This is a genomic window from Microbulbifer sp. MKSA007 (genome assembly GCA_032615215.1).
Lineage (GTDB): Bacteria > Pseudomonadota > Gammaproteobacteria > Pseudomonadales > Cellvibrionaceae > Microbulbifer.
Genome location: CP128433.1, coordinates 5,164,343 through 5,189,513, shown reverse-complemented (window position 1 = coordinate 5,189,513; position 25,171 = coordinate 5,164,343). Strand labels below are relative to the sequence as shown.

At 50.1% G+C, this 25,171-nt stretch carries 16 protein-coding genes and 3 pseudogenes; 14 read left to right on the top strand and 5 right to left on the bottom strand.

Features of this window, described 5'->3' with window-relative positions; translation table 11 throughout:
• Positions 1 to 54: 54 nt before the first annotated feature.
• Positions 55 to 2,058, top strand: a complete 2,004-nt coding sequence (locus QT397_26065; GenBank protein ID WNZ56253.1) for a hypothetical protein — start codon at positions 55 to 57, stop codon at positions 2,056 to 2,058.
• 392 nt (positions 2,059 to 2,450) lie between these two features.
• Here the strand turns inward: QT397_26065 and QT397_26060 are convergent, their stop codons facing one another.
• Together QT397_26060 and tkt are read right to left on the bottom strand one after the other, a co-directional pair.
• Positions 2,451 to 3,455: a glyceraldehyde 3-phosphate dehydrogenase NAD-binding domain-containing protein gene (locus QT397_26060; GenBank protein ID WNZ56252.1), complete on the bottom strand. Its 1,005-nt coding sequence runs from the start codon at positions 3,453 to 3,455 to the stop codon at positions 2,451 to 2,453.
• Positions 3,456 to 3,564: 109 nt separating this feature from the next.
• Positions 3,565 to 5,565 carry a transketolase gene (tkt, locus tag QT397_26055; GenBank protein ID WNZ56251.1) on the bottom strand — a complete coding sequence of 667 codons (2,001 nt, stop codon included), beginning with the start codon at positions 5,563 to 5,565 and terminating at the stop codon, positions 3,565 to 3,567.
• Between the two features lie 259 nt (positions 5,566 to 5,824).
• On the opposite strand from tkt, the gene QT397_26050 reads away from it, so the two are divergent.
• From QT397_26050 to QT397_26030, 5 genes and pseudogenes are all read left to right on the top strand, one after another.
• Positions 5,825 to 6,781, top strand: a complete 957-nt coding sequence (locus QT397_26050) for a metalloregulator ArsR/SmtB family transcription factor (GenBank protein WNZ56250.1) — start codon at positions 5,825 to 5,827, stop codon at positions 6,779 to 6,781.
• Positions 6,782 to 6,854: 73 nt separating this feature from the next.
• Positions 6,855 to 8,075: a methionine adenosyltransferase gene (metK, locus tag QT397_26045; GenBank protein ID WNZ56249.1), complete on the top strand. Its 1,221-nt coding sequence runs from the start codon at positions 6,855 to 6,857 to the stop codon at positions 8,073 to 8,075.
• A gap of 98 nt (positions 8,076 to 8,173) precedes the next feature.
• On the top strand, positions 8,174 to 9,559 hold the full coding sequence (gene ahcY / locus QT397_26040; GenBank protein ID WNZ56248.1) for an adenosylhomocysteinase: 1,386 nt from the start codon (positions 8,174 to 8,176) through the stop codon (positions 9,557 to 9,559).
• A 64-nt stretch (positions 9,560 to 9,623) separates the two neighbouring features.
• Positions 9,624 to 10,453 (top strand): annotated as a pseudogene (metF, locus tag QT397_26035) (methylenetetrahydrofolate reductase [NAD(P)H]).
• Between the two features lie 151 nt (positions 10,454 to 10,604).
• Positions 10,605 to 11,269: pseudogene (locus QT397_26030) on the top strand (pseudouridine synthase).
• A 64-nt stretch (positions 11,270 to 11,333) separates the two neighbouring features.
• Here QT397_26030 and QT397_26025 read toward each other — a convergent pair.
• Positions 11,334 to 13,687, bottom strand: a pseudogene (locus QT397_26025) (Tex family protein).
• A gap of 294 nt (positions 13,688 to 13,981) precedes the next feature.
• On the opposite strand from QT397_26025, the gene QT397_26020 reads away from it, so the two are divergent.
• The 6 genes from QT397_26020 to QT397_25995 all read left to right on the top strand — a co-directional run bounded on the left by QT397_26020 (position 13,982) and on the right by QT397_25995 (position 20,974).
• Positions 13,982 to 15,232 (top strand): efflux RND transporter periplasmic adaptor subunit, encoded by a 1,251-nt coding sequence (locus tag QT397_26020; GenBank protein ID WNZ56247.1) that lies wholly within the window; start codon positions 13,982 to 13,984, stop codon positions 15,230 to 15,232.
• On the top strand, positions 15,232 to 18,363 hold the full coding sequence (locus QT397_26015; protein WNZ56246.1) for an efflux RND transporter permease subunit: 3,132 nt from the start codon (positions 15,232 to 15,234) through the stop codon (positions 18,361 to 18,363). The genes QT397_26020 and QT397_26015 overlap by 1 nt, the downstream gene beginning before the upstream one ends.
• Positions 18,364 to 18,494: 131 nt before the next feature.
• Positions 18,495 to 19,241, top strand: coding sequence for a 16S rRNA (uracil(1498)-N(3))-methyltransferase (locus tag QT397_26010; GenBank protein WNZ56245.1), 747 nt, complete (start codon positions 18,495 to 18,497; stop codon positions 19,239 to 19,241).
• Positions 19,231 to 19,650 (top strand): hypothetical protein, encoded by a 420-nt coding sequence (locus QT397_26005; GenBank protein WNZ56244.1) that lies wholly within the window; start codon positions 19,231 to 19,233, stop codon positions 19,648 to 19,650. Before QT397_26010 ends, QT397_26005 begins: the two co-directional genes overlap by 11 nt.
• 14 nt (positions 19,651 to 19,664) lie before the next feature.
• Positions 19,665 to 20,312: an HAD family hydrolase gene (locus tag QT397_26000; protein ID WNZ56243.1), complete on the top strand. Its 648-nt coding sequence runs from the start codon at positions 19,665 to 19,667 to the stop codon at positions 20,310 to 20,312.
• Between the two features lie 86 nt (positions 20,313 to 20,398).
• On the top strand, positions 20,399 to 20,974 hold the full coding sequence (locus tag QT397_25995) for an OmpA family protein (protein ID WNZ56242.1): 576 nt from the start codon (positions 20,399 to 20,401) through the stop codon (positions 20,972 to 20,974).
• A 43-nt stretch (positions 20,975 to 21,017) separates the two neighbouring features.
• On the opposite strand, the gene QT397_25990 is transcribed toward QT397_25995, so the two are convergent.
• Entirely contained in the window at positions 21,018 to 22,721 is a 1,704-nt protein-coding gene (locus tag QT397_25990) for an NAD(P)/FAD-dependent oxidoreductase (protein ID WNZ56241.1), read from the bottom strand.
• Positions 22,722 to 22,872: 151 nt separating this feature from the next.
• On the opposite strand from QT397_25990, the gene QT397_25985 reads away from it, so the two are divergent.
• Together QT397_25985 and map are read left to right on the top strand one after the other, a co-directional pair.
• Positions 22,873 to 23,079 carry a ParD-like family protein gene (locus QT397_25985; protein ID WNZ56240.1) on the top strand — a complete coding sequence of 69 codons (207 nt, stop codon included), beginning with the start codon at positions 22,873 to 22,875 and terminating at the stop codon, positions 23,077 to 23,079.
• Entirely contained in the window at positions 23,072 to 23,857 is a 786-nt protein-coding gene (map, locus tag QT397_25980) for a type I methionyl aminopeptidase (GenBank protein ID WNZ56239.1), read from the top strand. Before QT397_25985 ends, map begins: the two co-directional genes overlap by 8 nt.
• Positions 23,858 to 23,941: 84 nt before the next feature.
• Here the strand turns inward: map and QT397_25975 are convergent, their stop codons facing one another.
• A complete protein-coding gene (locus QT397_25975; GenBank protein WNZ56238.1) occupies positions 23,942 to 24,904 on the bottom strand; it encodes a right-handed parallel beta-helix repeat-containing protein in 963 nt (320 codons plus the stop codon).
• Between the last annotated feature and the right edge of the window lie 267 nt (positions 24,905 to 25,171).

Genomic DNA, 25,171 nt, shown 5'->3' with positions numbered 1-25,171 from the left:
GAAAAATTATAGTGCTGCTCTTTGTTAAGTTGTGTAAAGGAAGAGTTTGGTAGAATGAACAGATACGGATTATCGAAGCTTTTAGGGGCTTGCGTTGTTAGCTTAATAGTAGGCTGCAGTGGTGGAAGTGGTGGAAGTGGTGGAAGTGGTGGAAGTGGTGGAAGTGGTGGAAGTGGTGAGGAGGGAGTTTCGCTTTCTATTCATGGCACCTTGATAGATGGGCCAACTACAAACGCTGATATTGAAATATTCATAGGTGATTCATTAGTTTCCTCACTTTCCAGTAGCGATGGTGGCTATACGGCTGAAATCGAGTTGGATGAATCTGAATCAGATGAAGTTGTTAAAATTTTTGCCACTTCTCAAGAAGACAGCAAGATTAAATTTGCGAGCACTCTAGGAACTTTTAGTTATTTAGTCGAAATCGCTGGAGATGATGGTGTTCTTGAACAATCGGAAAGTCATGCTGTAAATATTAGCAGCGTATCTACCGCTATTTCAGCAATATTAGAATCGAAAAGTGACTCAGTTATTGAGTCTTCTGATGAGTGGGATGAGGTATTTAAAAAAGTTGATGCTGAAAGAGCCTTTTCTGTCGCTGCAGCAATAAAAATATTTATAGATTACTCAGAGAGAGGTATATCAATACCTGAAGAAGTAGAAGATACCTATCAGTTTGCTTCAGATTTTGATCTTTCATCTCAATATGTATCTATGTTTATGAATCAGATGGAGGGTTTATTTAAAGAAGTTAAGGTTGCTATGGCCCAAGAACCTGGCCTGTTAGGCACTTCTAGCAATAATTTAAACCCTATTGAGGGAACATATTACCTTCCATCTGAAGGCGGAAGAATTACATTAAATACAAATGGAACAGGTGAATATCTCAATGGCAGTGGGTTAGTTGAATTGACTTGGACTCAAGGGCCTGAAGGGATATCTTTGGAGTCTGTAGAGCCCCTTGTAGAGCGTATTCCTATGGAAGTTGGTGAGTATTATCTTTCCGCTGTGAGGGAAAGACAGTTCGACCGATTGTTCTGGATGTTGGATTCTAAAAATCAAGGAATGGTAGTTTTAGAAACTTCCGATACTCTTAAATTCCCTGATTGGGCTGAGGTGGATGATATATTTGAGACAAATTATATTGCTGCAAACAGTGCTCGCCAATCTGATCTTTTGAGTCCGAAAGATATACTAGTTATTGGTAATTCATATAGTATGCCGACTCCTGATAGAGATGGAGAGGTAGTGAACTATATTGAGAATTTCCAGCCTATTTCTACACTTAATTCATTAAAAATGAGTTTCTTAGGTGATTTCGAGAGTGGTGGCAATGTGAATGTTAAAATTCCAGTTGCTTCCGGAAATGGAGAGATAATTGAGAGTGATGCTTCTGCTACCTGGATTGTCGATGATTTAGATCGCCTCGTAGTTAGCTTTTCTGATAATGAGAAATTATATTTCTCTCTTTTAAGTTTGCAGAATGGAGAAATTCTTACTTCGTTTGTAGAAAGAGTGTCTCCAGATGGGCTGCACTCCTCTGCAATATCAACTATTTTTTCAAAGGATATTGAAAGCTGGGCTGATAACGAAATTGAAGGTGTTTATATTTATCCAAAAAATTTCTTCGAGCCACTTCAAAGATTCTATTTTGATATTTCTGCAGATGGTACTATTTCAACGGTATCTCTCAATGATTTAGATAATGATGGTACCATTGAAGATAGTGAACGTCAGGAGCTTTCTGGGCTATGGGAATTAAAGACCAATGGTAATCTGTCTATCAGATTTTACAGGTCTGAGTCTGTGGCTGAGCCCTGTATATCAGATTCTTGGGACCCAGAGGTTGATGCAGAGTGTGCTTTATTCCAGGAGCGTGAATGGGATATTCATCAAGTAGACAGTGATGATAAGTATTGGTTTCAATACAATGTAAAATATTTTCAAGATGTTTATCTTAGCCTTTATGGTGAAGATATAGATGCGGATGAACATGTTTTAGGTACTAATAGAGTTTACCATTCTGGCTTGATTAAATTGTCTGAAAGACCATTTTAAATTCTAAAGATATGGTTTCCAGATTTAACTGAATTTTTATTTTCTGGCGACACCTTGTGTCGCCATTTTTTGTGTTGATCCAAAAATTAGATAGGTAGTTTACTGTATATCTTTTTATCGAATATTCTATTTTGAGGAGGTTGCTTTGATATTGCCAGAGTTTATGCTGTAGCATAAGCTTTAATTGTCTCAGATTAGACTGATATTTAAATTCGCAGATTATAAATCGCTTAGAGGTGCGGCCGACACCTGATGTATGAGTTCAAACGCCATACTATTTATCGTTATTTATCTAGTTGTTAAGTTTGCGCCATAAACATTACTCCCGGAATATATTTCCAGCTTAAAATGTTGTATCAGTAACTTTCCAGATGATGAGGTATAGATGTTTTTTAGATTATTTTTACTAAATCCAGCATCCGATTCGCAAATCCCCACTCATTATCAAACCAAATCAAAATCTTGGCTAAGCGATTCCCTGCTACACGAGTTTGGCCTGCATCAATAATCCCCGAACGCGGGTCGTGATTAAAATCACAGGATGCGAGGGGTTCTTGGGTGAAGCCAAGTACACCATTAAACTCAGACTCAGAAGCTGATTTTAATAAAGCATTAATATCTTCCCGACTTACTTCTCTTTGTAGTGAGACTGATAAGTCGATAGCAGAAACATTGACTGTGGGAACGCGTAGGGCCTGGGCTTCAAATTTACCTGCCAGATTGGGTAGTATTCTCTCAATACCGCGTGCCAAAGCGGTATCAACCGGGATAACAGAGGTTATCGCCGAACGCGTTTTTCTCAAATCAGTATGGTGATAGGCATCACTTACCGGTTGATCGTTCATCGCAGAGTGAATAGTGGTAATGACCCCGGCCTCAATGCCGAAGGCTTTATCCAGGGCGGCGATAACTGGAACACTGCAATTAGTTGTGCATGAGGCTGCCGAAATTACCCGTTCCTTGCCCATCAAAATATGGTCGTTCACCCCGTAAACAATCGTGGCATCGACATCCCGGCTGGCAGGTTGGGAAAATAGTACTTTCTTGGCTCCTGCGGCAAGGTGCAACTCCGCGCCTTGTCGCTGCTTAAAGCTACCGGTACATTCCAGTACGATATCTACCCGGTCCCGTCGCCAATTCAGACCTTCTAACCGTTCGCAATGAGTAACGGCAATAGAATCTCCATTAACTACAAGGATATCCTCATGCACGGAAACTTCGCCTGAGAAGCGGCCGTGGACAGAGTCGTACTTTGTCAGATGTGCAATGGTGTCGCAGTCAGCCAGTTCATTGATGGCGACTATTTGTAAGCTATCGCGGGCGCCAGACTCATAGAGTGCGCGTAAAACGGAGCGGCCGATACGGCCGTAGCCATTGATGGCAATTCTAGTGGTCATAGCACAACTTTAGGCAGGAGAAAAAATGTCAGCTCAGCGTCCCCGCGCGGCGCTGAGGCAGTGCCGCGCGGGGTTGATACCTAAATGATATTCAGTGGAGAGAACAGTATTATTTCAGCAGTTTTTCTACCGCTTCAGCCACATTGTCCACAGTGAAACCAAAGTAGCGCATCAAGTCGCCGGCAGGGGCCGATTCGCCAAAGGTTTCCATACCGATAATAGCGCCATCGAAACCGACAAACTTATACCAGTAGTCTTTGTGGCTCGCTTCTACCGCTACTCGCGCACGTACAGAAGAAGGCAGTACGGATTCGCGATAAGCTTCTTCCTGCTCCATAAACAACTCGGCACAGGGCATGGAAACAACGCGAACTTTCTTGCCGACCAGTTTTTCCTGGGCCGCCATTGCCAGCTCTACCTCGGAGCCAGTGGCAATAATAATGGCTTCAGGAGTACCCTCGCAGTCGGACAGTACGTACCCACCGCGCTCAATCTGAGCCAGCTGTGCGCTGTCGCGATCTTGAGGGGCCAGGCCCTGGCGACTAAATACCATGGTGCTGGGGCCTTCTTTGCGCGCTATTGCCATTTTCCAGCTCACTGCGGATTCAGTGGCGTCACAGGGGCGCCAAGTGTGCAGGTTCGGAGTGGCGCGCAAGGCGCTGAGCTGTTCTACCGGCTGGTGAGTCGGGCCGTCTTCGCCCAGGCCAATAGAGTCATGGGTATAGACAAAGACCACACGTTGCTTCATCAGTGCGGCCATGCGCACAGCGTTGCGGGCGTATTCCATAAACATCAGGAAGGTAGCGCCGTAGGGCACGAAACCACCGTGCAGAGCGATACCATTCATAATGGCGCTCATACCGAATTCGCGCACACCGTAATAGATGTAGTTGCCGGAGGCATCTTCGGCGCTGACGCCTTTGGAGCCTGACCAGATAGTGAGGTTAGAGCCGGCCAGGTCGGCGGAGCCGCCGAGGAATTCCGGCAGCAGCGGGCCGTAGGCGTTCAGAGCGTTTTGGCTGGCTTTACGAGAGGCAATCTTTTCTGCACTTTCCTGGCAGGCTTTGATGTACTCATCTGCTTTGCTGAGGAAGTCTGCGGGCAGTTCACCGCTCATGCGGCGCTCAAATTCGGCTGCCAGCTCCGGGAATTCTTCGCGGTAATCGGCGAGGATATCTTTCCACTCGTCTTCCTGGGCTTCACCTTTGGCTTTGGCATCCCAGCCAGCGTAGATATCTTCGGGGATTTCAAATGGGCCGTGGGCCCAACCGAGGGTTTCGCGAACCAGGGCGATCTCTTCGTCACCCAGCGGTGCTCCGTGACACTCTTCGCGCCCTTGTTTGTTCGGGGAGCCGAAGCCGATCACGGTTTTGCAGCAAATAATGGTGGGCTTATCGGTAACAGAGCGAGCTTCTTCAATAGCGGCTTTGATAGCGGCGGAATCGTGGCCATCCACATTGGGGATTACGTGCCAGCCGTAGGATTCAAAGCGCTTGGGCGTGTCGTCGGTGAACCAGCCTTCCACTTCACCATCGATGGAGATGCCGTTGTCGTCATAGAAGGCGACCAGCTTACCCAGGCCCAGAGTGCCGGCCAGGGAGCAGGCTTCGTGGGAGATACCTTCCATCAGGCAGCCATCGCCCAGGAATACATAGGTGTGATGGTCTACCAGCTCGTAGCCGGGGCGATTGAACTGGGCACCCATGATCTTTTCTGCCATTGCCATACCAACAGCGTTGGTGATGCCCTGGCCCAGTGGGCCGGTGGTGGTTTCTACACCAGGGGCATAACCGTATTCGGGATGGCCCGGAGTTTTGGAATGCAGTTGGCGGAAGTTCTGCAGCTCTTCTATCGGCAGGTCATAGCCGGACAGGTGCAGCAGGGAATAAAGCAGCATGGAGCCGTGACCGTTGGACAGTACAAAGCGGTCGCGATCGGCCCAGCTGGGGTTGGCCGGGTTGTGCTTTAAGTAGTCATTCCACAGCACCTCGGCGATATCCGCCATACCCATGGGCGCACCGGGGTGGCCGCTTTTGGCTTTTTGGACCGCGTCCATAGACAGGGCGCGAATGGCGTTGGCCTTTTCAGTGCGAGAGGGAGTAGAAGACATAAGAAGAGCTCTCTGGTTTCTTAGCTAGGGTGCGGCGCTGCTCTGCCGGCAGATTCCCGCAACAACGAAAATGGTGGCGTATTTTCCCGTAAAGGGCGGCCCTGCGCAAAGCCTTGGTGGGGGATTTGTTGTTGAGTGCAGCAACAAACTTCCAATTCTATGCATCAGGCGGCGCCATTAACATCTATATCAAAAATATTTAATGAAGCTATATCAAAACATTTTGATATAGATGTGCTCCCCTGCTAGACTTCGCTCCATGTCTGAAAATGAGCCAGCACCCGAACTGAGCCCAGCCGAGGCAATTCCTCAGCTGGCCTTGACCCTGAAAGCCGCCGGAGATCCCCTGCGGCTCGAAATTTTGCGCCTGCTTAGCCAGGATTCTTACAGTGTGTTAGAGCTGTGCCGAATCTTTGATTTGCGCCAACCGGCCCTGAGTCATCACTTGAAAGTGCTCGCTCAGGCAGGTCTGGTAAACAAGCACCGCGAAGGTAATAACCTTTTCTACCGGCGCACTGCAGCTACTCCACTGCTGGCACAGCTATTTACAAACCTGGATCATTTGCCTCTGGCCGATGTGCGGGTGCAGGCGGTATCCCGGATTTCTGAGGAGAGAGCGGAAGCATCGCGACGTTTCTTTGCCGATTACGGCAACCGCTTTCGCGAGCAGCAGGAATTGATCGCCAGCTATGACGTATACGGACCACAAGTGGCTCAGCTGCTCAAACCTGGTCGCCATGCCTTGGAAGTTGGGCCTGGAGAAGGTGAATTTCTACAGGAGTTGGCTCAGCGTTTCGCGACAGTGACAGCACTGGATCTGTCTTCTGCAATGTTGGAGCGGGCCCAATCTTTTGCCGATGAACAGGGTATTAAAAATATCGAGTTTGTCTGTAGCGATACTCGCGCTGCTGCGGCACGGCCGGCCAGTGCCGATACCATCGTGGTGAACATGGTGCTGCACCACACTCCTGACCCGGCACAGATATTTCACGATTTGCACGGCGCCCTAAAAAAGGGCGGGCAGCTTTTAATTGCAGAATTGCAAGAACACAGCCAGGACTGGGCCAGAGAGGCCTGCGGAGATTTATGGCTGGGCTTTGCTCCAGAGCAGTTGAGTGACTGGGCCGCGACTGCCGGCTTGCAAGATGGGCGCAGTATTTATAGCGCCCTGCGCAATGGCTTTCAGATCCAGATAAGAGAGTTTATTAAGCCCTGACGGGGGTTTGTCAGGCACAGCCTGAAGTTAAAAATATATTCAACCGCTGCGGCGGGACAATGGAGACCTCAAAATGAGTGAATACAGACTGTTTACCTCAGAATCCGTATCTGAGGGGCACCCGGATAAAATTGCCGACCAGATTTCCGATGCTGTATTGGATGCTCTACTGGCCCGTGACAAGCAGGCGCGGGTTGCCTGTGAAACCCTGGTGAAAACCGGTATTGCTGTTATTGCCGGTGAGATTTCCACCTCTGCCTGGGTAGACCTGGAAGAGCTGGTGCGTAAAGTTATCACCGATATCGGCTACACCTCCTCTGACGTGGGTTATGACGGTGAGACCTGTGGTGTTATCAATGTGATCGGTAAACAATCTGTGGATATCGCACAGGGTGTAGACCGCGCTAAGCCGGAAGACCAGGGTGCTGGGGACCAGGGGTTAATGTTTGGTTATGCGACCAACGAAACCCCCACCTTTATGCCTGCGCCGATCTACTATTCCCACCGTCTGGTTGAGCGCCAGGCTGAAGTGCGTAAATCCGGTCTGCTCCCTTGGTTGCGTCCTGATGCAAAAAGCCAGCTGACCTTCCGTTACGACGAACAGGGCCGCCCCTGCGCGATTGATGCGGTTGTTCTTTCAACCCAGCACAACCCGGATGTCAGCCAAAAAGATCTGCGCGATGCAGTGATGGAGCTGATTGTTCACAACACCTTGCCGCTGGAATGGCTGCATAAAGACACCAAGTTCCATATCAACCCGACGGGTAACTTTGTTATTGGCGGGCCAGTTGGGGACTGCGGTCTCACCGGGCGCAAGATTATCGTCGATACTTACGGTGGCTCCGCTCGCCATGGCGGCGGTGCGTTTTCCGGTAAGGACCCCTCCAAGGTTGACCGCTCTGCCGCTTACGCAGGTCGCTATGTGGCTAAGAACATTGTCGCTGCAGGCTTGGCCAAGCGCTGTGAGATTCAGGTTTCCTACGCCATCGGTGTCGCCGAGCCGACTTCCGTAGCAATTAATACTTTTGGAACCGGTTTGGTAGCAGAGGATAAGCTGGTAGAGCTGGTGCGCGAAAACTTTGACCTGCGCCCTTACGCCATCTCCAAATCCCTCGACCTGCTGCACCCGATGTATCAGTTGACCGCAGCTTATGGTCACTTTGGTCGCGATCCGTTTACCCACACTTACAATTGGATTGACAGCAATGGCCAGGAACGCAGTGAGAGCTTTACTGCTTTCCCATGGGAAAAAACCGACAAGGCGGATGCGCTTCGCTCCCAAGCCGGCCTCTAAGTTTCAGAAATAAATATTCATGCCTGCGCCAAAAGCGCGGGCACACAAAATATGCTGGGTACCACTCGGCAAGCAGATAATTTTTGGACTCAAAAACGATGAATCAAATGAGCACTGAATTTAAAGATTACAAAATCGCGGACATTTCCCTGGCCGAGTGGGGGCGCCGTGAAATTGAAATTGCAGAAGGTGAAATGCCGGCACTGATGACCCTGCGTGAGAAATACCGCGCAGAGCAGCCGCTGGCGGGTGCCCGTATCATGGGCTGTATCCACATGACAATCCAGACTGCAGTGCTGATCGAAACTCTGGTCGCGCTGGGCGCTGAAGTTCGCTGGTCCTCTTGTAATATTTTCTCCACCCAGGACCACGCTGCTGCTGCCATTGCTGCGCGCGGAATCCCCGTATTTGCGTGGAAAGGTGAAACTGAAGAAGAGTATGAGTGGTGCCTTGAGCGCACTATTGGTGCCGATGTTGCCGGCTGGCAACCCAATATTATTTTGGATGACGGTGGCGACCTCACTGAGTTGCTGCACCGCGAATACCCGCAACTTCTCGATGCTTGCCACGGTGTGAGTGAAGAGACCACCACTGGCGTACACCGCCTGCAGGATATGCTGCGCGAAGGCACCTTGAAGATTCCTGCGATCAACGTCAATGACGCTGTGACCAAGAGCAAGAACGACAACAAATATGGCTGTCGCCACAGTCTCAACGACGCCATCAAGCGCGCCACTGACCACTTGCTCTCTGGTAAGCGAGCGCTGGTTATTGGTTACGGCGACGTAGGTAAAGGTTCCGCAGCATCCCTGCGCCAGGAAGGCATGATCGTACGGGTTTCTGAAGTGGACCCGATCTGTGCAATGCAGGCTTGTATGGACGGCTTTGAGCTGGTTTCCCCCTACATCGACGGCGTTAATACCGGTACCGCTGAGGGGATTAACAAGCAGCTGCTGGCCAATACAGACCTGATTGTTACTACAACTGGCAACGTAAACGTTTGCGATGCCCACATGCTTTCCGCCCTGAAGAGTGGTGCGGTGGTTTGTAATATTGGTCACTTCGATAATGAAATCGACACCGCCTTTATGCGTGAAAACTGGGAGTGGCAGGAAGTTAAGCCTCAGGTACATAAGGTGGTTCGCAATAGCGAAACCAATGATCACTTGCTGCTGCTGTCTGAAGGCCGCCTGGTAAACCTTGGCAACGCTACTGGCCATCCGAGTCGCATCATGGATGGCTCTTTTGCCAACCAGGTTCTCGCCCAGATCCATTTGTTCAAAGAAAAGTTTGCCGACTTACCGGCAGATCAAAAAACTTCAGCGCTGTATGTAAAAGTACTGCCCAAGCACCTGGATGAAGAAGTTGCACGCTATATGGTTGAGGGTTTTAGTGGTGTTATTACCCGTATGACCGAGCAACAAGCTAACTATATCGGTGTTTCAGTTGAAGGTCCGTTCAAACCTGAAAGTTATAAGTACTAATCACCCCTAACTAAAAGGTGCCGGTATCGCCGGCACCTGAATTGTGCGGGGTTGGAGAAATATAATGAAAGACTCCATTCGCATAAGTTTCGAATTTTTCCCTCCCAAAACGCCAGAGGGTCGCGAGAAACTATACAAAACTCGTGAAGCGCTGCAGGCATTTAACCCTGAATTCTTCTCTGTAACTTATGGTGCCGGTGGTACCACAAGAGAGACAACGTCGAGTATTGTGACCAATATGCGGCGAGATGGTATTTCAATTGCTCCTCATTTGTCGTTTGGTGGTGATAATGAAGAGACAATACTGGGTTTGTTAAATGATTATAAAGAGGCGGGAATTAATCGAATAGTTGCACTGCGTGGTGATATGCCGTCGGGCATGGGTGCAGTGGCGCAACTGGTTTATGCGAATGAATTAGTCGCCTTTATTCGCCGACATACCGGTGATCAATTTCATCTTGAAGTAGCTGCTTATCCAGAGATCCACCCGGAGTCGAACAGCTATGATGATGATATTCGCTATTTAAAAGGTAAATTTGAGGCAGGTGCTAATAGCGCTCTGACTCAATATTTCTATAACCCGGATTCCTATTTCTACTTTATTGATCAGTGTGAAAAGGCGGGTATCGATGCGCCCATTTATCCAGGCATTATGCCGATAGCTAATTTTGCCAACCTTGTGCGTTTCTCTCGCAATTGTGGTGCAGAAATTCCGAGGTGGTTGGTTAAACGCATGGAAAGCTTCCGTAATCCTGAAGACGTTCGAAAGCTTGGATTAGAGGTTGTTACCGACCTCTGCGAGACCTTATTAGAAGGGGGGCACCAGGTTTACATTTTTACACAATGAATCAGGATGCAATCGTTACTAAGATTTTGAAAAACCTCAAGCTTTAATTGAAAACTCGAAAGCTATTGCTTTCGAGTTTTCTGTTTATGAAACATTGACTGAAATTTTCATATCGTTTGTTCAGAGTTTACTGGCTGGAAATTTAGTATCTTTTCTGGGCCATCTGAAATATTTTTAAATTCCGGTAGGTTGGTATAAGTGCGGAATTATAATCCCCCCTGAAACCATTCCTCTCAATACTATATGAGGATGAAGCACTACTCATCTTAGAAAAACCCAGTGGACTTCTTAGTGTTCCGGGAAGAAGCGCTGATCATAAAGACAGTTTAGCTGGTCGAGCGCAATCACTATATCCAGATGCATTAACTGTCCATCGATTGGATATGGATACTTCAGGACTAATCGTAATGGCACGCAGTGTTGAGGTACATAAGGCACTGAGTACTTTATTTCAAAATCGTGAAGTCGAGAAAGCCTACTATGCGCGGGTATGGGGTGTGCCTGAAAATGTAAGTGGTGAAGTGGATTTGCCGCTTATTTGTGACTGGCCAAATAGGCCGAGGCAAAAAGTAGATTTTGCCGAGGGCAAGCCATCTCTAACCCGCTGGGAGAAAGTCTCCAGCTCTGAAAACAGTAGCTTGATTCGACTTATGCCAGTTACTGGGCGCTCTCACCAACTCCGGGTGCATATGCAGGCAATAGGACATCCAATATTGGGGGACCCCTTTTATGCCCACCCTGGTGCGTTGAAGGGGGCTTCGAGGCTACTGTTACATGCTAGCGAGCTGAAATTTTCTCACCCTGTAAGTGGAGAAGCTTTGTATTTTACTAGCGAGTTGCCCGGAGAGTTTTTAATTGAATAATATGGCAAGAGGGGCTGTCAGAGAGATATAAAAAGGGCGGCCATTTGGCCGCCCTTTTTATCGGTTATTTTTTATTCTTCATCGCCGCCATCAAAATATCACCCATGCTGCCACGGCCATTGCCTTGGCCCCCTTTCTGGGAGCGGTTGCCCTGCTGCTTGTTGTAGCGCTGGGCTTGGCGGTTTTCGCGCTGGTCACCCTTTTTAATACCGCCACTACCCTGCTCACCGGGCTCGTCAGATAAACGCATGGAAAGGCCGATACGTTTGCGGGCAACGTCCACTTCCATCACTTTAACTTTGACAATATCACCGGCTTTTACGACTTCGTGAGGGTCTTTAACGAACTTCTCTGAAAGTGCAGAGATATGTACCAAGCCATCCTGGTGAACACCGATATCCACAAAAGCACCGAAGTTGGTGACGTTGGTGACAGTCCCCTCGAGTACCATTGCTGGGCGTAGGTCTTTTATTTCTTCTACGCCCTCTTCAAATTTTGCCGTGCGGAATTCCGGGCGCGGGTCTCGGCCAGGTTTTTCCAGTTCGGCGATAATATCGGTAACGGTAGGTACACCGAATTTTTCGTCGGTATAGTCTGCCGGATTCAGCCGGCGCAGAAAGCCGGAGTCGCCGATAAGGCTGTTAATTTCACGGCTATTTTTTTCGGCAATGCGTTTAACCACGATATAGGACTCGGGGTGTACACCGGATTTGTCCAGCGGATTTTCACCGTTATTAATACGCAGGAAGCCGGCGGCCTGTTCAAATGCCTTGGGTCCTAAACGCGGAACTTCCATCAGTTGCTTGCGATTTTTGAAAGCGCCGTTCTGGTCGCGGTAGCTGACAATATTGTTGGCAATAGATGCAGTCAGGCCGGAAACCCGAGCCAGCAGCGGTGCAGAGGCGGAGTTCAGCTCAGCGCCGACACCGTTTACACAGTCCTCAACCACGGCGTCCAATGAGCGAGCCAATTGAGTCTGGGAAACGTCGTGCTGATACTGGCCAACACCAATGGATTTGGGCTCGATTTTCACCAATTCTGCCAGCGGGTCCTGCAAACGGCGGGCGATGGAGATAGCTCCACGGATAGTCACGTCAAGATCTGGGAATTCCCGCGCAGCAAATTCAGAGGCGGAGTAAACGGAAGCACCGGCTTCGTTAACCACAACTTTTTGAGCCGTCAGCTTGTATTGTTTAATGGTTTCCCCGACAAATTTGTCGGTCTCACGGCTGGCGGTGCCGTTACCGATGGCGATCAGGCCCACATTGTATTTATTACACAGGGCGGCAATAACTGCTGCAGACTCCTGGTGACGATTCTGTGGCGGGTTGGGGAATATGGCGGTGTGATCGAGTATCTTGCCAGTGGCATCGACCACGGCGACCTTGACCCCGGTGCGCAGGCCCGGGTCCAGGCCGATGGTGGCTTTTTGCCCGGCCGGAGCTGCTAGCAGCAGGTCTTTCAGGTTGCGGGAGAATACCTTGATGGCCTCCTCTTCTGCTTTCTCGCGCAGCTCACCCATCAGGTCAGTTTCCAGTGCGGTCAGCAGCTTGATTCGCCAGGTCCAGCGCACCACTTCGCCAAGCCATTTGTCTGCAGGACGACCTTCATCGGTGATATCCACATGGCGGGCAATCATGGCTTCGCAGGGGTGGCTGGCGGTTGGGGAAGCCCTTCTTCTTCGGCGAGGCCCACGCTGATGGCGAGTACGCCTTCGTTGCGGCCGCGGAAAATAGCCAGGGCGCGGTGGGAGGGCACCTTGGACCAGTCTTCGGCGTATTCAAAATAGTCGCGGAACTTGGCCCCTTCCTCTTCTTTGCCTTCGAGCAGTTTGGATTTCACCTGTCCGTCGCGCTTGAGGAATTCACGCAGCTTGCCCAGCAGCTCGGCGTCTTCGGCAAAACGTTCCATCAGGATAAATTTGGCTCCATCCAGAGCGGCTTTGATGTCTTTGATGTGAAGGGAGGCGTCTTCGTTGTCGGTATTGAGGTATTGCTCTGCTTCAGCTGCAGGGTCGAGGGAGGGGTTGTTGGTCAGTGCATCGGCCAGTGGCTCCAGTCCAGCCTCGATGGCGATTTGTCCTTTGGTGCGGCGCTTGGGTTTGTAGGGGAGGTAGAGGTCTTCGAGGCGGTTCTTGGTGTCAGCACTGTTGATTTGTTGTGACAACTCCGGAGTAAGCTTGCCCTGCTCATCGATACTTTTCAGGATGGCAGCGCGGCGCTCTTCCAGTTCACGCAGATAGCGCAGCCGATCTTCCAGGGTGCGCAGCTGGGTGTCGTCCAGGGCCCCTGTCACCTCTTTCCGGTAGCGCGCAATAAATGGGACTGTGGCTCCTTCATCGAGCAGGGATACTGCGGCGGTAACCTGTTGTGGTCTGACATTGAGTTCTTCGGCGATGCGAACGTTGATATCCAGCATTTGATGTTTACATCCGTTTTCCGGGAAATTTCGTACCGTTAAGGGCGATGTTGGACCAGTAAGTAGCCTTTCAGTTTCCGTGGTATTTGGCGGGTAAACGAGAGGGCCCTTACAGGAGTAATTTTGGGTCGGCATTATGCGTTACCCGAGCGCAGCGAGGAAGGTTTGCGGCAGGGCACAAACTTGTGCGGCAGTCTGCATCCAAATTGCCTCTTATGTGCGTCGAACTCCAGTAGAATGCGTACTAACTAAAATTTGACCAATTCAGGTCAGGGAACGGGGTAGAGGGTACCTGTGAAAGTCTCGAGTAAAAACAAGCTGTTATTCATTGTATTGTTAGTCGGGGTGGCTGTTATTGCTGCGGTGGTTGTATTGAAACCGAAGCCGGAGGAAAAACCGCCAGAGGTGGTGGTACCGCCAATGGCCGATGTTCTCTATATAGAACCCCGTCGCCAGACACTATTGGTACCCAGCCAGGGAACCGTTCATGCCCGCCATGAAATTGATGTGATCGCGCGAGTCGGCGGTGTGATCGAAAGCGTCGATGAGGCATTTGTTCCCGGTGGCTTCTTCAATAAAGACGCCCGTTTATTGCAGCTCGAGCAAGCAGACTATCGCTACCAAGTCACTCGCGCGGAATCACAACTGGCAAATGCTAAGTCCGCCCTTGCTCAGGAGCAGGGCCATGCCAAGCAAGCTAAGCGCGAGTGGCGTGACCTGGGATCTGAAGCTGCCAATGCCCTGTTCCTGCGCAAACCCCATCTCGAAGCTGCCCAGGCTGCAGTGGAAGCCGCGAGAGCTGACCGCGACCAGGCAAAGCTGGATTTGGAGCGCACATCACTCAAAGCCCCCTTTGCAGGTCGTGTAGTTGAGACTTTTGTCGACCTGGGGCAGTACATTACCCCCGGCACTCCTCTGGCAAAAATTCACAGCACTGGTATCGCTGAAGTCCGCCTCCCTCTGACTGACCAGCAACTGGCCCTGCTCGATCTTCCCCTGGGTAAAACTATTGAGAATGGCCCCGCTGTGCGCCTGAGAGCTGTTGTCGCTGGACGTAAACACGAGTGGCGTGCACAACTGGTGCGAACCGAAGCGAGTATCGATCCCAACAGCCGCTTTATTTTTGCTGTTGCCCAAGTGCAGAAGCCCTATGAAGGGGATGTACCGCTGATGAATGGCCTGTTTGTTGAGGCAGATATTGCCGGTAGAACCTTTGATGATGTTGTGGAGCTGCCCCGTCAGGCACTACATGAAGGAGATCACTTGTTGGTTCTGAATGACGAGAGCCAGCTGATCTACAAAACTGTTGAGCTGTTACAAACCATCGGTGACAGAATCTGGCTCCGCGGGGATATTGCTATGGGTGACCGAGTGATTGTTTCAAGCTTGGGCTACTCCCGTGAGGGTATGGTACTTACCGCTAACCCCCTCAATGAGCGGCCAGCGGGCCTGGGGAGTCTTCCTGAGGATTCAGCAGATCCCTCTACAGTATCCGCTGCTGGTGATGCCGGTGGTGTTAGCAATGCTTCCCAGGGAGGCAAGTAATGAGCGGAATCATCCCTTGGTTTGCGCGCAATAGTAAGGCGGCAAACCTGCTGATGATTATGATTATCATCGGCGGATTCTTTGGTATATCTGGTATCGACCGGGAAGTATTCCCAACGGTGCAGCTGGGTATTGTCGATGTGGATATTTCCTATCCTGGTGCCGGTCCTGCTGAAGTAGAGCAGCAGGTAACTGTACGTGTTGAGGAAGCAATCTCCGAAGTAAAAGGTATTAAGGAAGTGAACTCCGCTTCCCGGCGGGGCCATGCTTCTATTGAAGTTCAGGCGATGGATGGTTACGACGAACTGCGACTGCTCAACGATATTAAGGTGCAGGTGGACAGTATCAGCACCTTTCCGGATGGTATTGAACGTCCTGTTATTCGCTTGATCGAAGCTAATGCCGAATTAATGATGATTGCTATCGGCGGTCCGGTTTCCGAGCGTCAGCTCAAGGAAACCACTCTTGACCTACGCGACAAACTCAACTTGATTCCGGGTGTGCGCCGCGTTGATGTTTGGGGTGATCGACCAGACGAGTTATCTATTGAAGTTTCCGAGCTGGATTTGCGTCGTTATAACCTGAGCTTTAACCAGGTTGCCGACGCGGTGCGCCGCTCCTCCCTGGATTTGCCTGCCGGCATGGTGCGCTCGGATCGCGGTGATATCCAGGTTCAAACCCGAGGCCAAGCCTATACCGCTGAAGACTTTGAGCGCATCCCCGTGGTTAGCCGTGCTGATGGCTCTGTATTGTTACTGCGTGATGTAGCGACAGTACGGGATGGCTTTGAGGAATACAACAACGTTATTCGCTTTAATGGCAATCCTGCCATGAACCTCCGCATTATTCAGGGCGAGCCCCTGGATGTGGTAAAAACGGCAGAGCGAATCAAAGATTTCCTAGAAGAGACTCGCGAGCAATTGCCTCCGGGTATGGAACTGGATATCTGGTTCGACTTCTCCAAGGCATTTGAAGGCCGCATGAATCTGCTGACTACCAATGCCCTGAGCGGTTTTGCCATGGTGTTTGTCATGCTGATGCTGTTCCTGCGCCCGGCACTGGCCATGTGGGTAACCGTGGGTATTGTTGTCGCTTTCCTTGGTGCTTTCTGGCTGTTGCCGGTGACCGGCGTCAGTCTGAATATGCTGTCGCTGTTCGCTTTCCTGTTGATACTCGGGATTGTGGTGGATGACGCCATTATTGTGGGAGAGGCCGTGCATGCTGCCCACGATAGAGGTGAATCTGGCTTAGCTGCGGCCGAGCAAGGAGTGAAGCAGGTAGCTTCGCCGGTAATTTTTGCCGTGACTTCCACCATGGTGTTCTTTATTCCCATGCTGTTCCTGCCCGGTGTCACCGCACAGATGATGCTGGCCTTGCCGGTGGTAGTATTGCTGTGTCTGGTGTTTTCACTGGTAGAGTCCCTGTTAATCCTGCCGGCTCACTTGGTAGGCATGAAGCCTGAGAAGCCAGCCAAGTCGACACTAGGAATTAAATTACAGAAAGTGCGTGGGCGTTTTGCCGGCACTATGAAAACTGCTGGCGACAAGTATTACTTGCCGCTGCTGAAGAAGTCCCTCAGCAATAGCCGCACCACAGTAATGAGCTTTATGTTGGCGCTTGGTTTGTCGATCGCTGTTTTTCAGAGCGGTTATGTGGGCTCTTCATTCTCCCCCCAGGTCCCCTCTGATTTATTGCAATTGCGAATTTCTATGGCCTCTGGTGAGCCTTTCAGTGAAGCTGAACGGGTAATGGAGCAGGTACTTAGCGCAGCTGATAAGTTGGAATCTGATGAGGGAATGCTGGAGCAGAACAAGGGTGAGCCTTTCTTGGAGAACTCCTTGGTTTTCAATTGGCGAGGCAACATCTATGTAACCTTGCAGCTCATCGATGGAGAGATGCGTGATGTTACTTCTGAATCTTTGGCGCTGCGTTGGCGCGAATTGATTGGCGAGCTGCCGGCTAGTGTCGAAGATATGAATATTGATGCCACTATTAACAATAGCGGCAATGGTATGAGTCTAAACCTGAGCACTGCCTCGGGGGATATGGAGGAACTGCGTGCTGCGGCTGACCTAGTTAAGGAAAAGCTGGATAGTTATGTCGGTGTTTATGATGTGCGCGATAACCTGACCAGTGCCCGTCGCGATATTGAAATCCAGCTGAAGCCTTACGCCACCACGATGGGCATTAACCTGTCAGATGTGGCCAGGCAGGTTCGCCAGGGTTTCTATGGTGAGGAGGTTCAACGTATCCCACGTGGTCGTGAGGATGTTCGCGTAATGGTTCGCTACCCCATGGAGGAGCGCGCCAGTGAAGAGCAGATGGACCGTATTCGTATCCGTACCAACGATGGGGAGGTACCCTTCTCAGCGGTAGCTGATGCGGTTTATGTGCCAGGCTACACCACGATTCGCCGCAACGATCGCGAACGCACAGTTCGGGTAACCGCTGAAATAACACCGAATACTTCCAGCACGCAGGATATCCTTAAGGATATGCGCGAGACCCTGGTACCTGAACTGGAGCGCCAGTTCCCCGGCTTCTCTCTCAGAACCGCAGGAGAAATGCAGGAAGAAGAGGAATTTAATGGCGCTATCCTGGCCTTCTTTGTGCTGTCTTTGTTCGCTATTTACGCATTGCTGGCGATTGCCTTTCGCTCCTACTCTCAGCCGCTATTGATCCTCACTGCTGTACCTTTTGGATTCTTCGGTGCCTTAGTTGGTCATCTGTTAATGGGGCACAACATCAGCATTATGTCGATGCTCGGCTTCCTCGCAGCGGCGGGCGTGGTTGTGAACGACAATCTGGTATTGATGGATCGTATTAATCAGCTGCGCGCTCAGGGTATGGCGGTGATGGATGCGGTAGTACACGCGGGCCGGGATCGTTTCCGCCCGATTATCTTGACCTCGATTACTACCTTTATCGGTCTGGTACCGATTATGTTTGAGCGTTCAATCCAGGCCCAGTTCCTGATCCCGATGGTGATCAGCCTGGCATTCGGTGTTCTTTTTGCGACGGCAGTGACTTTGATTCTGGTCCCCAACCTGTACAAAGTGATTGAGAAGTTACGTCCGAAGCGTAAAGCCGCAGCGCAAGAGGATGCCCCGGTCTCATTGGAGGCGGTGTAGCGTCGAGTACCTGGCGCAAGGGTGGATCGTCTCCACCATTGCGCCTATGGGGTATAAATGCCTAAACTAATTGCCAACAAAACGCCGACATTCCTGTCGGCTTTTTTATGGTGTTTGAATAGGATTCTCCCATGCGCATCCCGCGTATTTTTTCCAAGCAGCCTCTGGCTTCCGATCAGGAAGTAGACCTGGATGAGCTGGCTTCCCGTCACCTGGTAAAAGTACTTCGCCTGAATGCGGGTCATCCATTAGTTCTTTTTGACGGCAATGGTGGTGAGTACACGGCGGAGTTGATTGAGACCGGTAAACGCGCACGCGCACGCACGAGAGGGTACTGTGCAGAAGATCGCCAATCACCGTTGGCACTGACCCTGGCGATCGGTATTTCCCGTGGCGATCGTTTCGATTGGGTGATACAGAAAGCTACAGAGTTGGGGGTGGCGGCAATACAGCCACTGTTCACCGAACGCTGTGAAGTGAAGCTGTCCGGGGACCGCTTACAGAAAAAGCTGGGTCACTGGCGTCAGATTGCTATCAGTGCCTGTGAGCAGTGTGAGCGCAACCGGGTGCCGGAGATTGCCGAACCGATAAAGCTGGCGCAGTATTTACAGAGTGAATCTGCTGAAGCTGAGCCCCAAGCCAAGTTGGTACTGCATCACCGCACCGAGCTGGATCTGCGCCAATGGCAGGCGGAGCGCGGTACACCGGAATCCGCCCTGCTACTGGTAGGTCCAGAAGGCGGGCTATCGCAGGTGGAAATCAATGCGGCACTGGCGCAGGATTTTATGCCTCTGCGTTTGGGACCAAGGGTGATGCGCACTGAGACAGCGCCGATAGCGGCATTGTCGGTATTGCAATTTCAATGGGGTGATTTGTAAGTCACTGAAGGATTGGCCGCGAGAGTATTCAGGGAGAGAAGAGCATGATAAAAGCATTTATCTGGTTGTTGGGCATTGTCATCGTTGTGTTATCACTGGCGATTATTGCCAAGCCGAAGCTGGCCAAAGCCTCAGCGAACGGCTTAACGAAACCGGCTATGCCCTCTCCGCCTGGGCGCGAATTATTATTGGCCTGATCCTTTTACTAATTGCAGACACTCGCCACTGGTATATTTTGTTCAATGCCCTCGGCGTACTGGTGCTATTGAGTGGTGCCTATATGCTGCAAATTGGTTTTGAGCGGGGCAAAGAATTAGCGGTTAAAATTTCCCGTGGCAATGAAAATTTCCTGCGTATTAGCGGCGTCATCGGTGTCATCCTCGGCCTGATGCTGCTCTCTGCGCGTTAACGATGTAGGTTCCCATGTCTTCTACCGATTTAATTATTTTTGACTGTGATGGTGTGCTGGTAGACAGCGAGAGCATCGTCTGTCGCATATTGGCAGAAGAAATGAATCGCCTGGGCTTGCAGACCACCGCCGAGGAACTGGACGAGCAATTCAGCGGTCGCCCGGCCAGGGACTGCTTGGTGGAAATCGAGAAGCGCTTTGGCGGACCACTACCGGATAATTATTTTGGCAATACGGAGCGGCGTATCCGCGAGGCGTTCCAGCAGGAATTACAGCCGGTTGTGGGTATTGAAGGCCTGCTCGACCAACTGCAACAGCTGGGTCTGCGCAGCTGCGTGGCTTCCTCGGGCTCTCACCAGAAAATGCAGCTGACACTGAATAAGACCGGTTTGTACGATTATTTCGACGGGCGGATTTTTAGTGCCGACGATGTATCCCGGGGCAAGCCCTGGCCAGAGCTATTCCTGCACGCAGCAGATGCCATGGGGGTGGCGCCGGAGCGCTGTCTGGTAGTGGAGGACTCCATTGCCGGTGTCTCTGCGGCCGTCTCTGCAGGTATGCGCGTGGTTGGCTACAGTGCCCATCCAGTAAGGGGTCCCCAGCTGGAACAGCAGGGTGCCCGGGTAGTCACAGACATGATGGCAGTTCTCAACTTTATTTAATGGCCACAGTGGCCGAGACTTCCGGTTGATCAGCGCTTTCGCTGTTCTACACTGAATTTGACGTCGAGAAACCGGAAGCTGTACCTATGGCGGGTAAATTCTTGTCTGCCAGTTGCCTATTCTTATTGGCCTTTACTCTGGTGGGCTGTGACCAGTCCGAATCCCCAAAGAAATATACGCTCGAACCTGTCGATGGAATACAGTCAGGTGACAGTGAGAAGACTGCCCGAGCAGCGGCCCCCTTTGCCGATGAGCTGGTGAGGTTTTTACGGGGAAATAACCGGTCCATCGGGGACACATTCCGCCTGCGCCTGGAGTTCGATCCCGGCGGTTTTGCCCCCCGCATAGAAACCATTGCCGATCTGGAAGCCTTGCTGGTGATCATGCGCGATTTTTCAGAGATGCGAATCTCCATTGAGGGGCATACAGACAGTGGCGGCGATGCGAAGAAGAATCTCAGCCTGTCCCAGCGCAGAGCGGATTGGGTAAAGCATTTCCTAATAGAGCGAGGCGTCTCCGCTGACCGTATGGAAGCCCAGGGCTACGGCGATACTGATCCGATTGCGGATAATGAGACAGAGAAAGGCAAGCGGGAGAACCGCCGCCTGATGATCCGGGTACTAAATTTTGATCGTGTTCCCAGCAAACTGCCGAGGCGCTAACCCCGAACAGTTTGCTGGCGAAGAAGTCGCTTAGAGTAGTGTCTCAGCTAGAGGCATTACCCAGTTCCTCACTGGAATTTACCGGCGTCTTTGGGGCTTGGTTGGAAAATATTTTCTTCATTAATTTTCCAGTTTGACGCAATCCAATAATACTCTGCGCTGTGAGCATACCGGAGATCATTGCACCGGCTACGCCGCAGCTCATCACATCCTGCCCTGTAAGGTAGAGCCCTTTGACCCGGCTTTTGGGTCTCAGCCAGGATTGCTCAAAGCGGTTGGGATCGTGATCCAGTCCGTAGATCTCTCCCCGTGGGTAGAAGCAGAAATAATCCGTGGATAACGGGGTTGAAAGCTCGTAGTAATCAATTTCCCCACGCAACTGCGGCATGTGCTTATACAAATGCTCCAGCAGGCGCTGGCTAAATGCCTCCTTCAGGTCCTCGTAATCATCTCCTCGCTTGCCCCAAGGCTTGTCGTGCCACTGGGCAAACCAATCGTAGTTGGCCGGTGCCACAATTTCGATAGTGGCGCGGCCCGGGTAGCGCTGGGTAAAGGTGGGGTCTTTCGCAGACGGGAACGAAATATAGACTAGCGGTATTTCCTTATCCTGATCGTCGATAAAGGCCTGCATATCCTCTTCGTACTGATCGCTGGAATAGATCCAGTAATTGGTCTTGGGCAGGTTTAATTCTTCCGCTGTTTTTTCCAAGCCAATATACAGACACAGGTGAGACATGGAGCGGTTGACGGTGTCCAGGTCGCGGATATATCCCATGCGCTCACTGGTACTGCGCGGTAACAGCTTCTCGAAGGTATTAAATACCCCTGCGCCGGAGACAACTAATGGTGCTTCGATTTCATGTCCGTCGGACATTCTTACACCGCGAACCTGATCCCCATTCATCAGGATGGTTTCCACCTTGGCATAGGTAAATACATCTCCACCACTGGCCTGGATTTGGGGAATAATCGTTTCGGAGATTTTACTGGCGCCGCCGACAGGATAGTAACCGCCATAGAGATAATGCTTGGCGATCAGGGCGTGAATAATAAAGCTGCCCTCGGATGGGGTCATGCCATTATCACCCCACTGCCCTGTCAGCACAGAGATCAGCTTTTCATTGCTGGTGATTCCACTGAGAACTTCGCGGGTGGTTTTATTGAGCCAGGCGGGTTCGCGCAGCTTTCTCCACAGGCGAATAAAAGGCCCACACCAGGAGGGCAGCATTTTTTCCATTGCCAGTCGCTGCATGGCTTTGGCAACCACATTCAGCCGTTGCAGGTACTCCTCGATATTCGCGCGCTCATCGGGGAAGTGGCTGACCAACTCATCGATAAATTGCTGGCGGCCGGCTTTCAGGTCGTATTGTTTATCGCCAATACAGATGCGGTCATAGGTGCTGTCCATTGGCGCCCAGTGCAACTGGTTATTGGAAATAAAGTCGAAGATCTTGCGGGTCATGGTGGGGTGTTCGCCCACATCGCCGATATAGTGGACGCCGACATCCCACTCATAACCATTGCGGTCATAGGCGTGGGTGTATCCCCCGGCAGTGTAGTGTTGCTCAAGGACAAGTGCTTTCTTGCCCATGGCACTGAGCATCGCAGCACAAGTCAGACCGCCAATGCCTGAGCCGATGATAATGGCGTCGTAATTGCCTTCCAGGCGGCTCGGGCGATAGCGCCGACCAATACGCAGCCGGCTTGGTTTTGGGGCACTGCGCTTCTTCTCAGGGGTCTCTGTCATGATGGCCTCGCCACTATTGTTTTTATTCCTCAACCATAGCGCCCCCTATCGAGCTATGCAATAAGTTGCATATTAATATTCTGTTTATCTATTGTGCACTTTTATATGTTTCGTATACAATTTATATATAAAGTATATCAAGGTTAGGGTTATGGGCATCGTCAAGATATCCGATGAGCTACACGATGAGATTCGCAAGGCCAGTACGGTGATGGCCCGTTCAATTAATTCCCAGGCGGAGTACTGGATCAAGATTGGGATGCTGGCGGAGCTGAACCCGGAATTAAGCTACAGCGACTTGTGTAAGAAGTTGCTGCGCAATCAGGCATTAACCCTGGAAGAGCTGATACGTGAGTGAAATAAAAATAAAGACTCCTGATGAGCAGGAGTTAATGCGCCAATCGGGCCAATTGTTGAGTCGTGTATTTGCCATGCTGGACGCCTTTATTGAACCGGGGGTCTCGACAATGCAAATTAATGAGCGGGTAGAAGAATTTATTGTCAATGAACTCAATGCCCGCCCCGCCAGCAAGGGGCAATATGATTATCCCTACGCTCTGAACACCTCAGTCAACGAAGTAGTCTGTCACGGCATGCCCAGTGATAAGCAGCTACTGCGGGAGGGAGATATCATCAATGTGGATATTACCCTGGAGAAATCTGGCTATATTGCGGATTCCAGCAAAATGTATAGCATCGGTACCGTGACCCCTATTGCCAGAAAACTGGTAACCACCTGCTATGAAGCTATGTGGGCCGGTATTGCCACGGTAAAGCCGGGAGTTACTTTTGGTGATGTCGGCAATGCAATCCAGCGCCATACCGAGCGCAACGGCTTCAGTGTCGTACGGGAATATTGTGGCCACGGTATTGGCCGGGAAATGCATGAAGCACCTCAGGTTCTTCACTTTGGGCGGCCTGGTTCCGGTGAAGTTTTGCAGGAGGGAATGACATTTACCATTGAGCCCATGATCAATCAGGGAAATCGTAAAACCAAACTCAAGAAAGATGGCTGGACTGTAGTAACTAAGGATAAAAAGCTATCGGCCCAATGGGAGCATACGATTTTGGTAACTTGTGACGGTTATGAAGTGCTAACGCTTAGGGATGAAGAGAGATCTTCTAAGATTAAATAGCGGCCAATTAGTGATCGTTAGGTAGATAGCAATGGGTAGCGAGACACTTTATATTTTCGCTACCCACTGTTTTCAATAGATATTTTAATCCAGGCATGCAGGTTCTGCTGCGGTAAACGTGTTAAAGACCCAAGTATTGGTGCCGCTGCAATCGCCCGGATCGGTATCATCTTCCAAATCGTAAGGTGAGTTATTGAGAGAGGTATTTCGAACAATCTTGTTAAATTCACTACCCTCGATAAATATACCAATTCCTCCCTCGCCATTATCCTCGACAGTATTTTGAGTGATGAGAGTACTTGAAGTAAATCTAATTGGAATTCCTAGGCCGGCATTTCCGGTTACAAGATTGTTTGAGACTGTAGAGAAGTCAGCTTTATCTCCCTCATCGCCTTCCCCTACGGCAATTCCATCATTTAAGCCATCGGTAACAATATTTGAAAATACATTGGTGAACTGTCCATTCACCTCGATACCCTGATTGCCGCTACCACTGATATTATTAAAAGTTATACTATTAAACATTCCCCTTAATTCAATACCTGAATTGTCAATATTGGTAAGGGTATTTCTAAGTACTATATTTGAATTCCCCCTAAGCTCTACACCATCCCCACTTTGAGTTGTAGAAAGGGTGTTATCTCTTATAACTGTATTATTAGTTTCTACATAAATTAAATCACCAAACATATCAGTAAGGTTCATAGAATAAATGACATGCCCTCCCTCCCCTTCAGCAACAATACCTCTTCCACAACCGGTGATCGAACCATCAAATACCTGCGCGCCAGTTCCGGTAAGAAGTATTGCTGCGTCTGCTTGATTGCTCTCATCAATACAGGTGAGTTGATAACCATCCATATCAAAAATTCCAGTGGGGCCATCTACGGTCAAAACTATCTGGTCTGGCTCTGTGACTTCACAAATAAGATCCTCTGTCAGTGTGGTTGGTGAAGTAATCGTATCACCACATTCAACGGCGACTGCTGAAAGTGGAATAAGTAATCCAGAAAATATAATCGTTACGTGAAATTTACATTTTTTCATCAGGATGTCTCGCGAAGTGGATTTCTAAATAAAGGTGGTTTGCACGATTTTGCTATTCGCAAAATTTATAGAATTTTAAATTGATTTAATCTTTCCTGGATAATATTCAAATGAAATCTGTTTTCTAATTCTTAGAAGAATTCTAGATTTGATTGTGATCTTTATTAATTTACGCGCCAGGTTTTGCTGGTGTCATCATTAGATAAAGCTATTCGGCGCCTTTGGAAGTTGGCAGCGGTGCCAGTTCGCTATTGGCTTGACAGATCT

What these genes read in the sequence shown, in the direction of transcription:
- QT397_26065 (WNZ56253.1), top strand. Translation starts at nt 55, where the DNA reads ATGAACAGATACGGATTATCGAAGCTTTTAGGGGCTTGCGTTGTTAGC.
- QT397_26060 (WNZ56252.1), bottom strand. Translation starts at nt 3,455, where the DNA reads ATGACCACTAGAATTGCCATCAATGGCTACGGCCGTATCGGCCGCTCC.
- tkt (WNZ56251.1), bottom strand. Translation starts at nt 5,565, where the DNA reads ATGTCTTCTACTCCCTCTCGCACTGAAAAGGCCAACGCCATTCGCGCC.
- QT397_26050 (WNZ56250.1), top strand. Translation starts at nt 5,825, where the DNA reads ATGTCTGAAAATGAGCCAGCACCCGAACTGAGCCCAGCCGAGGCAATT.
- metK (WNZ56249.1), top strand. Translation starts at nt 6,855, where the DNA reads ATGAGTGAATACAGACTGTTTACCTCAGAATCCGTATCTGAGGGGCAC.
- ahcY (WNZ56248.1), top strand. Translation starts at nt 8,174, where the DNA reads ATGAATCAAATGAGCACTGAATTTAAAGATTACAAAATCGCGGACATT.
- QT397_26015 (WNZ56246.1), top strand. Translation starts at nt 15,232, where the DNA reads ATGAGCGGAATCATCCCTTGGTTTGCGCGCAATAGTAAGGCGGCAAAC.
- QT397_26010 (WNZ56245.1), top strand. Translation starts at nt 18,495, where the DNA reads ATGCGCATCCCGCGTATTTTTTCCAAGCAGCCTCTGGCTTCCGATCAG.
- QT397_26000 (WNZ56243.1), top strand. Translation starts at nt 19,665, where the DNA reads ATGTCTTCTACCGATTTAATTATTTTTGACTGTGATGGTGTGCTGGTA.
- QT397_25995 (WNZ56242.1), top strand. Translation starts at nt 20,399, where the DNA reads ATGGCGGGTAAATTCTTGTCTGCCAGTTGCCTATTCTTATTGGCCTTT.
- QT397_25990 (WNZ56241.1), bottom strand. Translation starts at nt 22,721, where the DNA reads ATGACAGAGACCCCTGAGAAGAAGCGCAGTGCCCCAAAACCAAGCCGG.
- QT397_25985 (WNZ56240.1), top strand. Translation starts at nt 22,873, where the DNA reads ATGGGCATCGTCAAGATATCCGATGAGCTACACGATGAGATTCGCAAG.
- QT397_25975 (WNZ56238.1), bottom strand. Translation starts at nt 24,904, where the DNA reads ATGAAAAAATGTAAATTTCACGTAACGATTATATTTTCTGGATTACTT.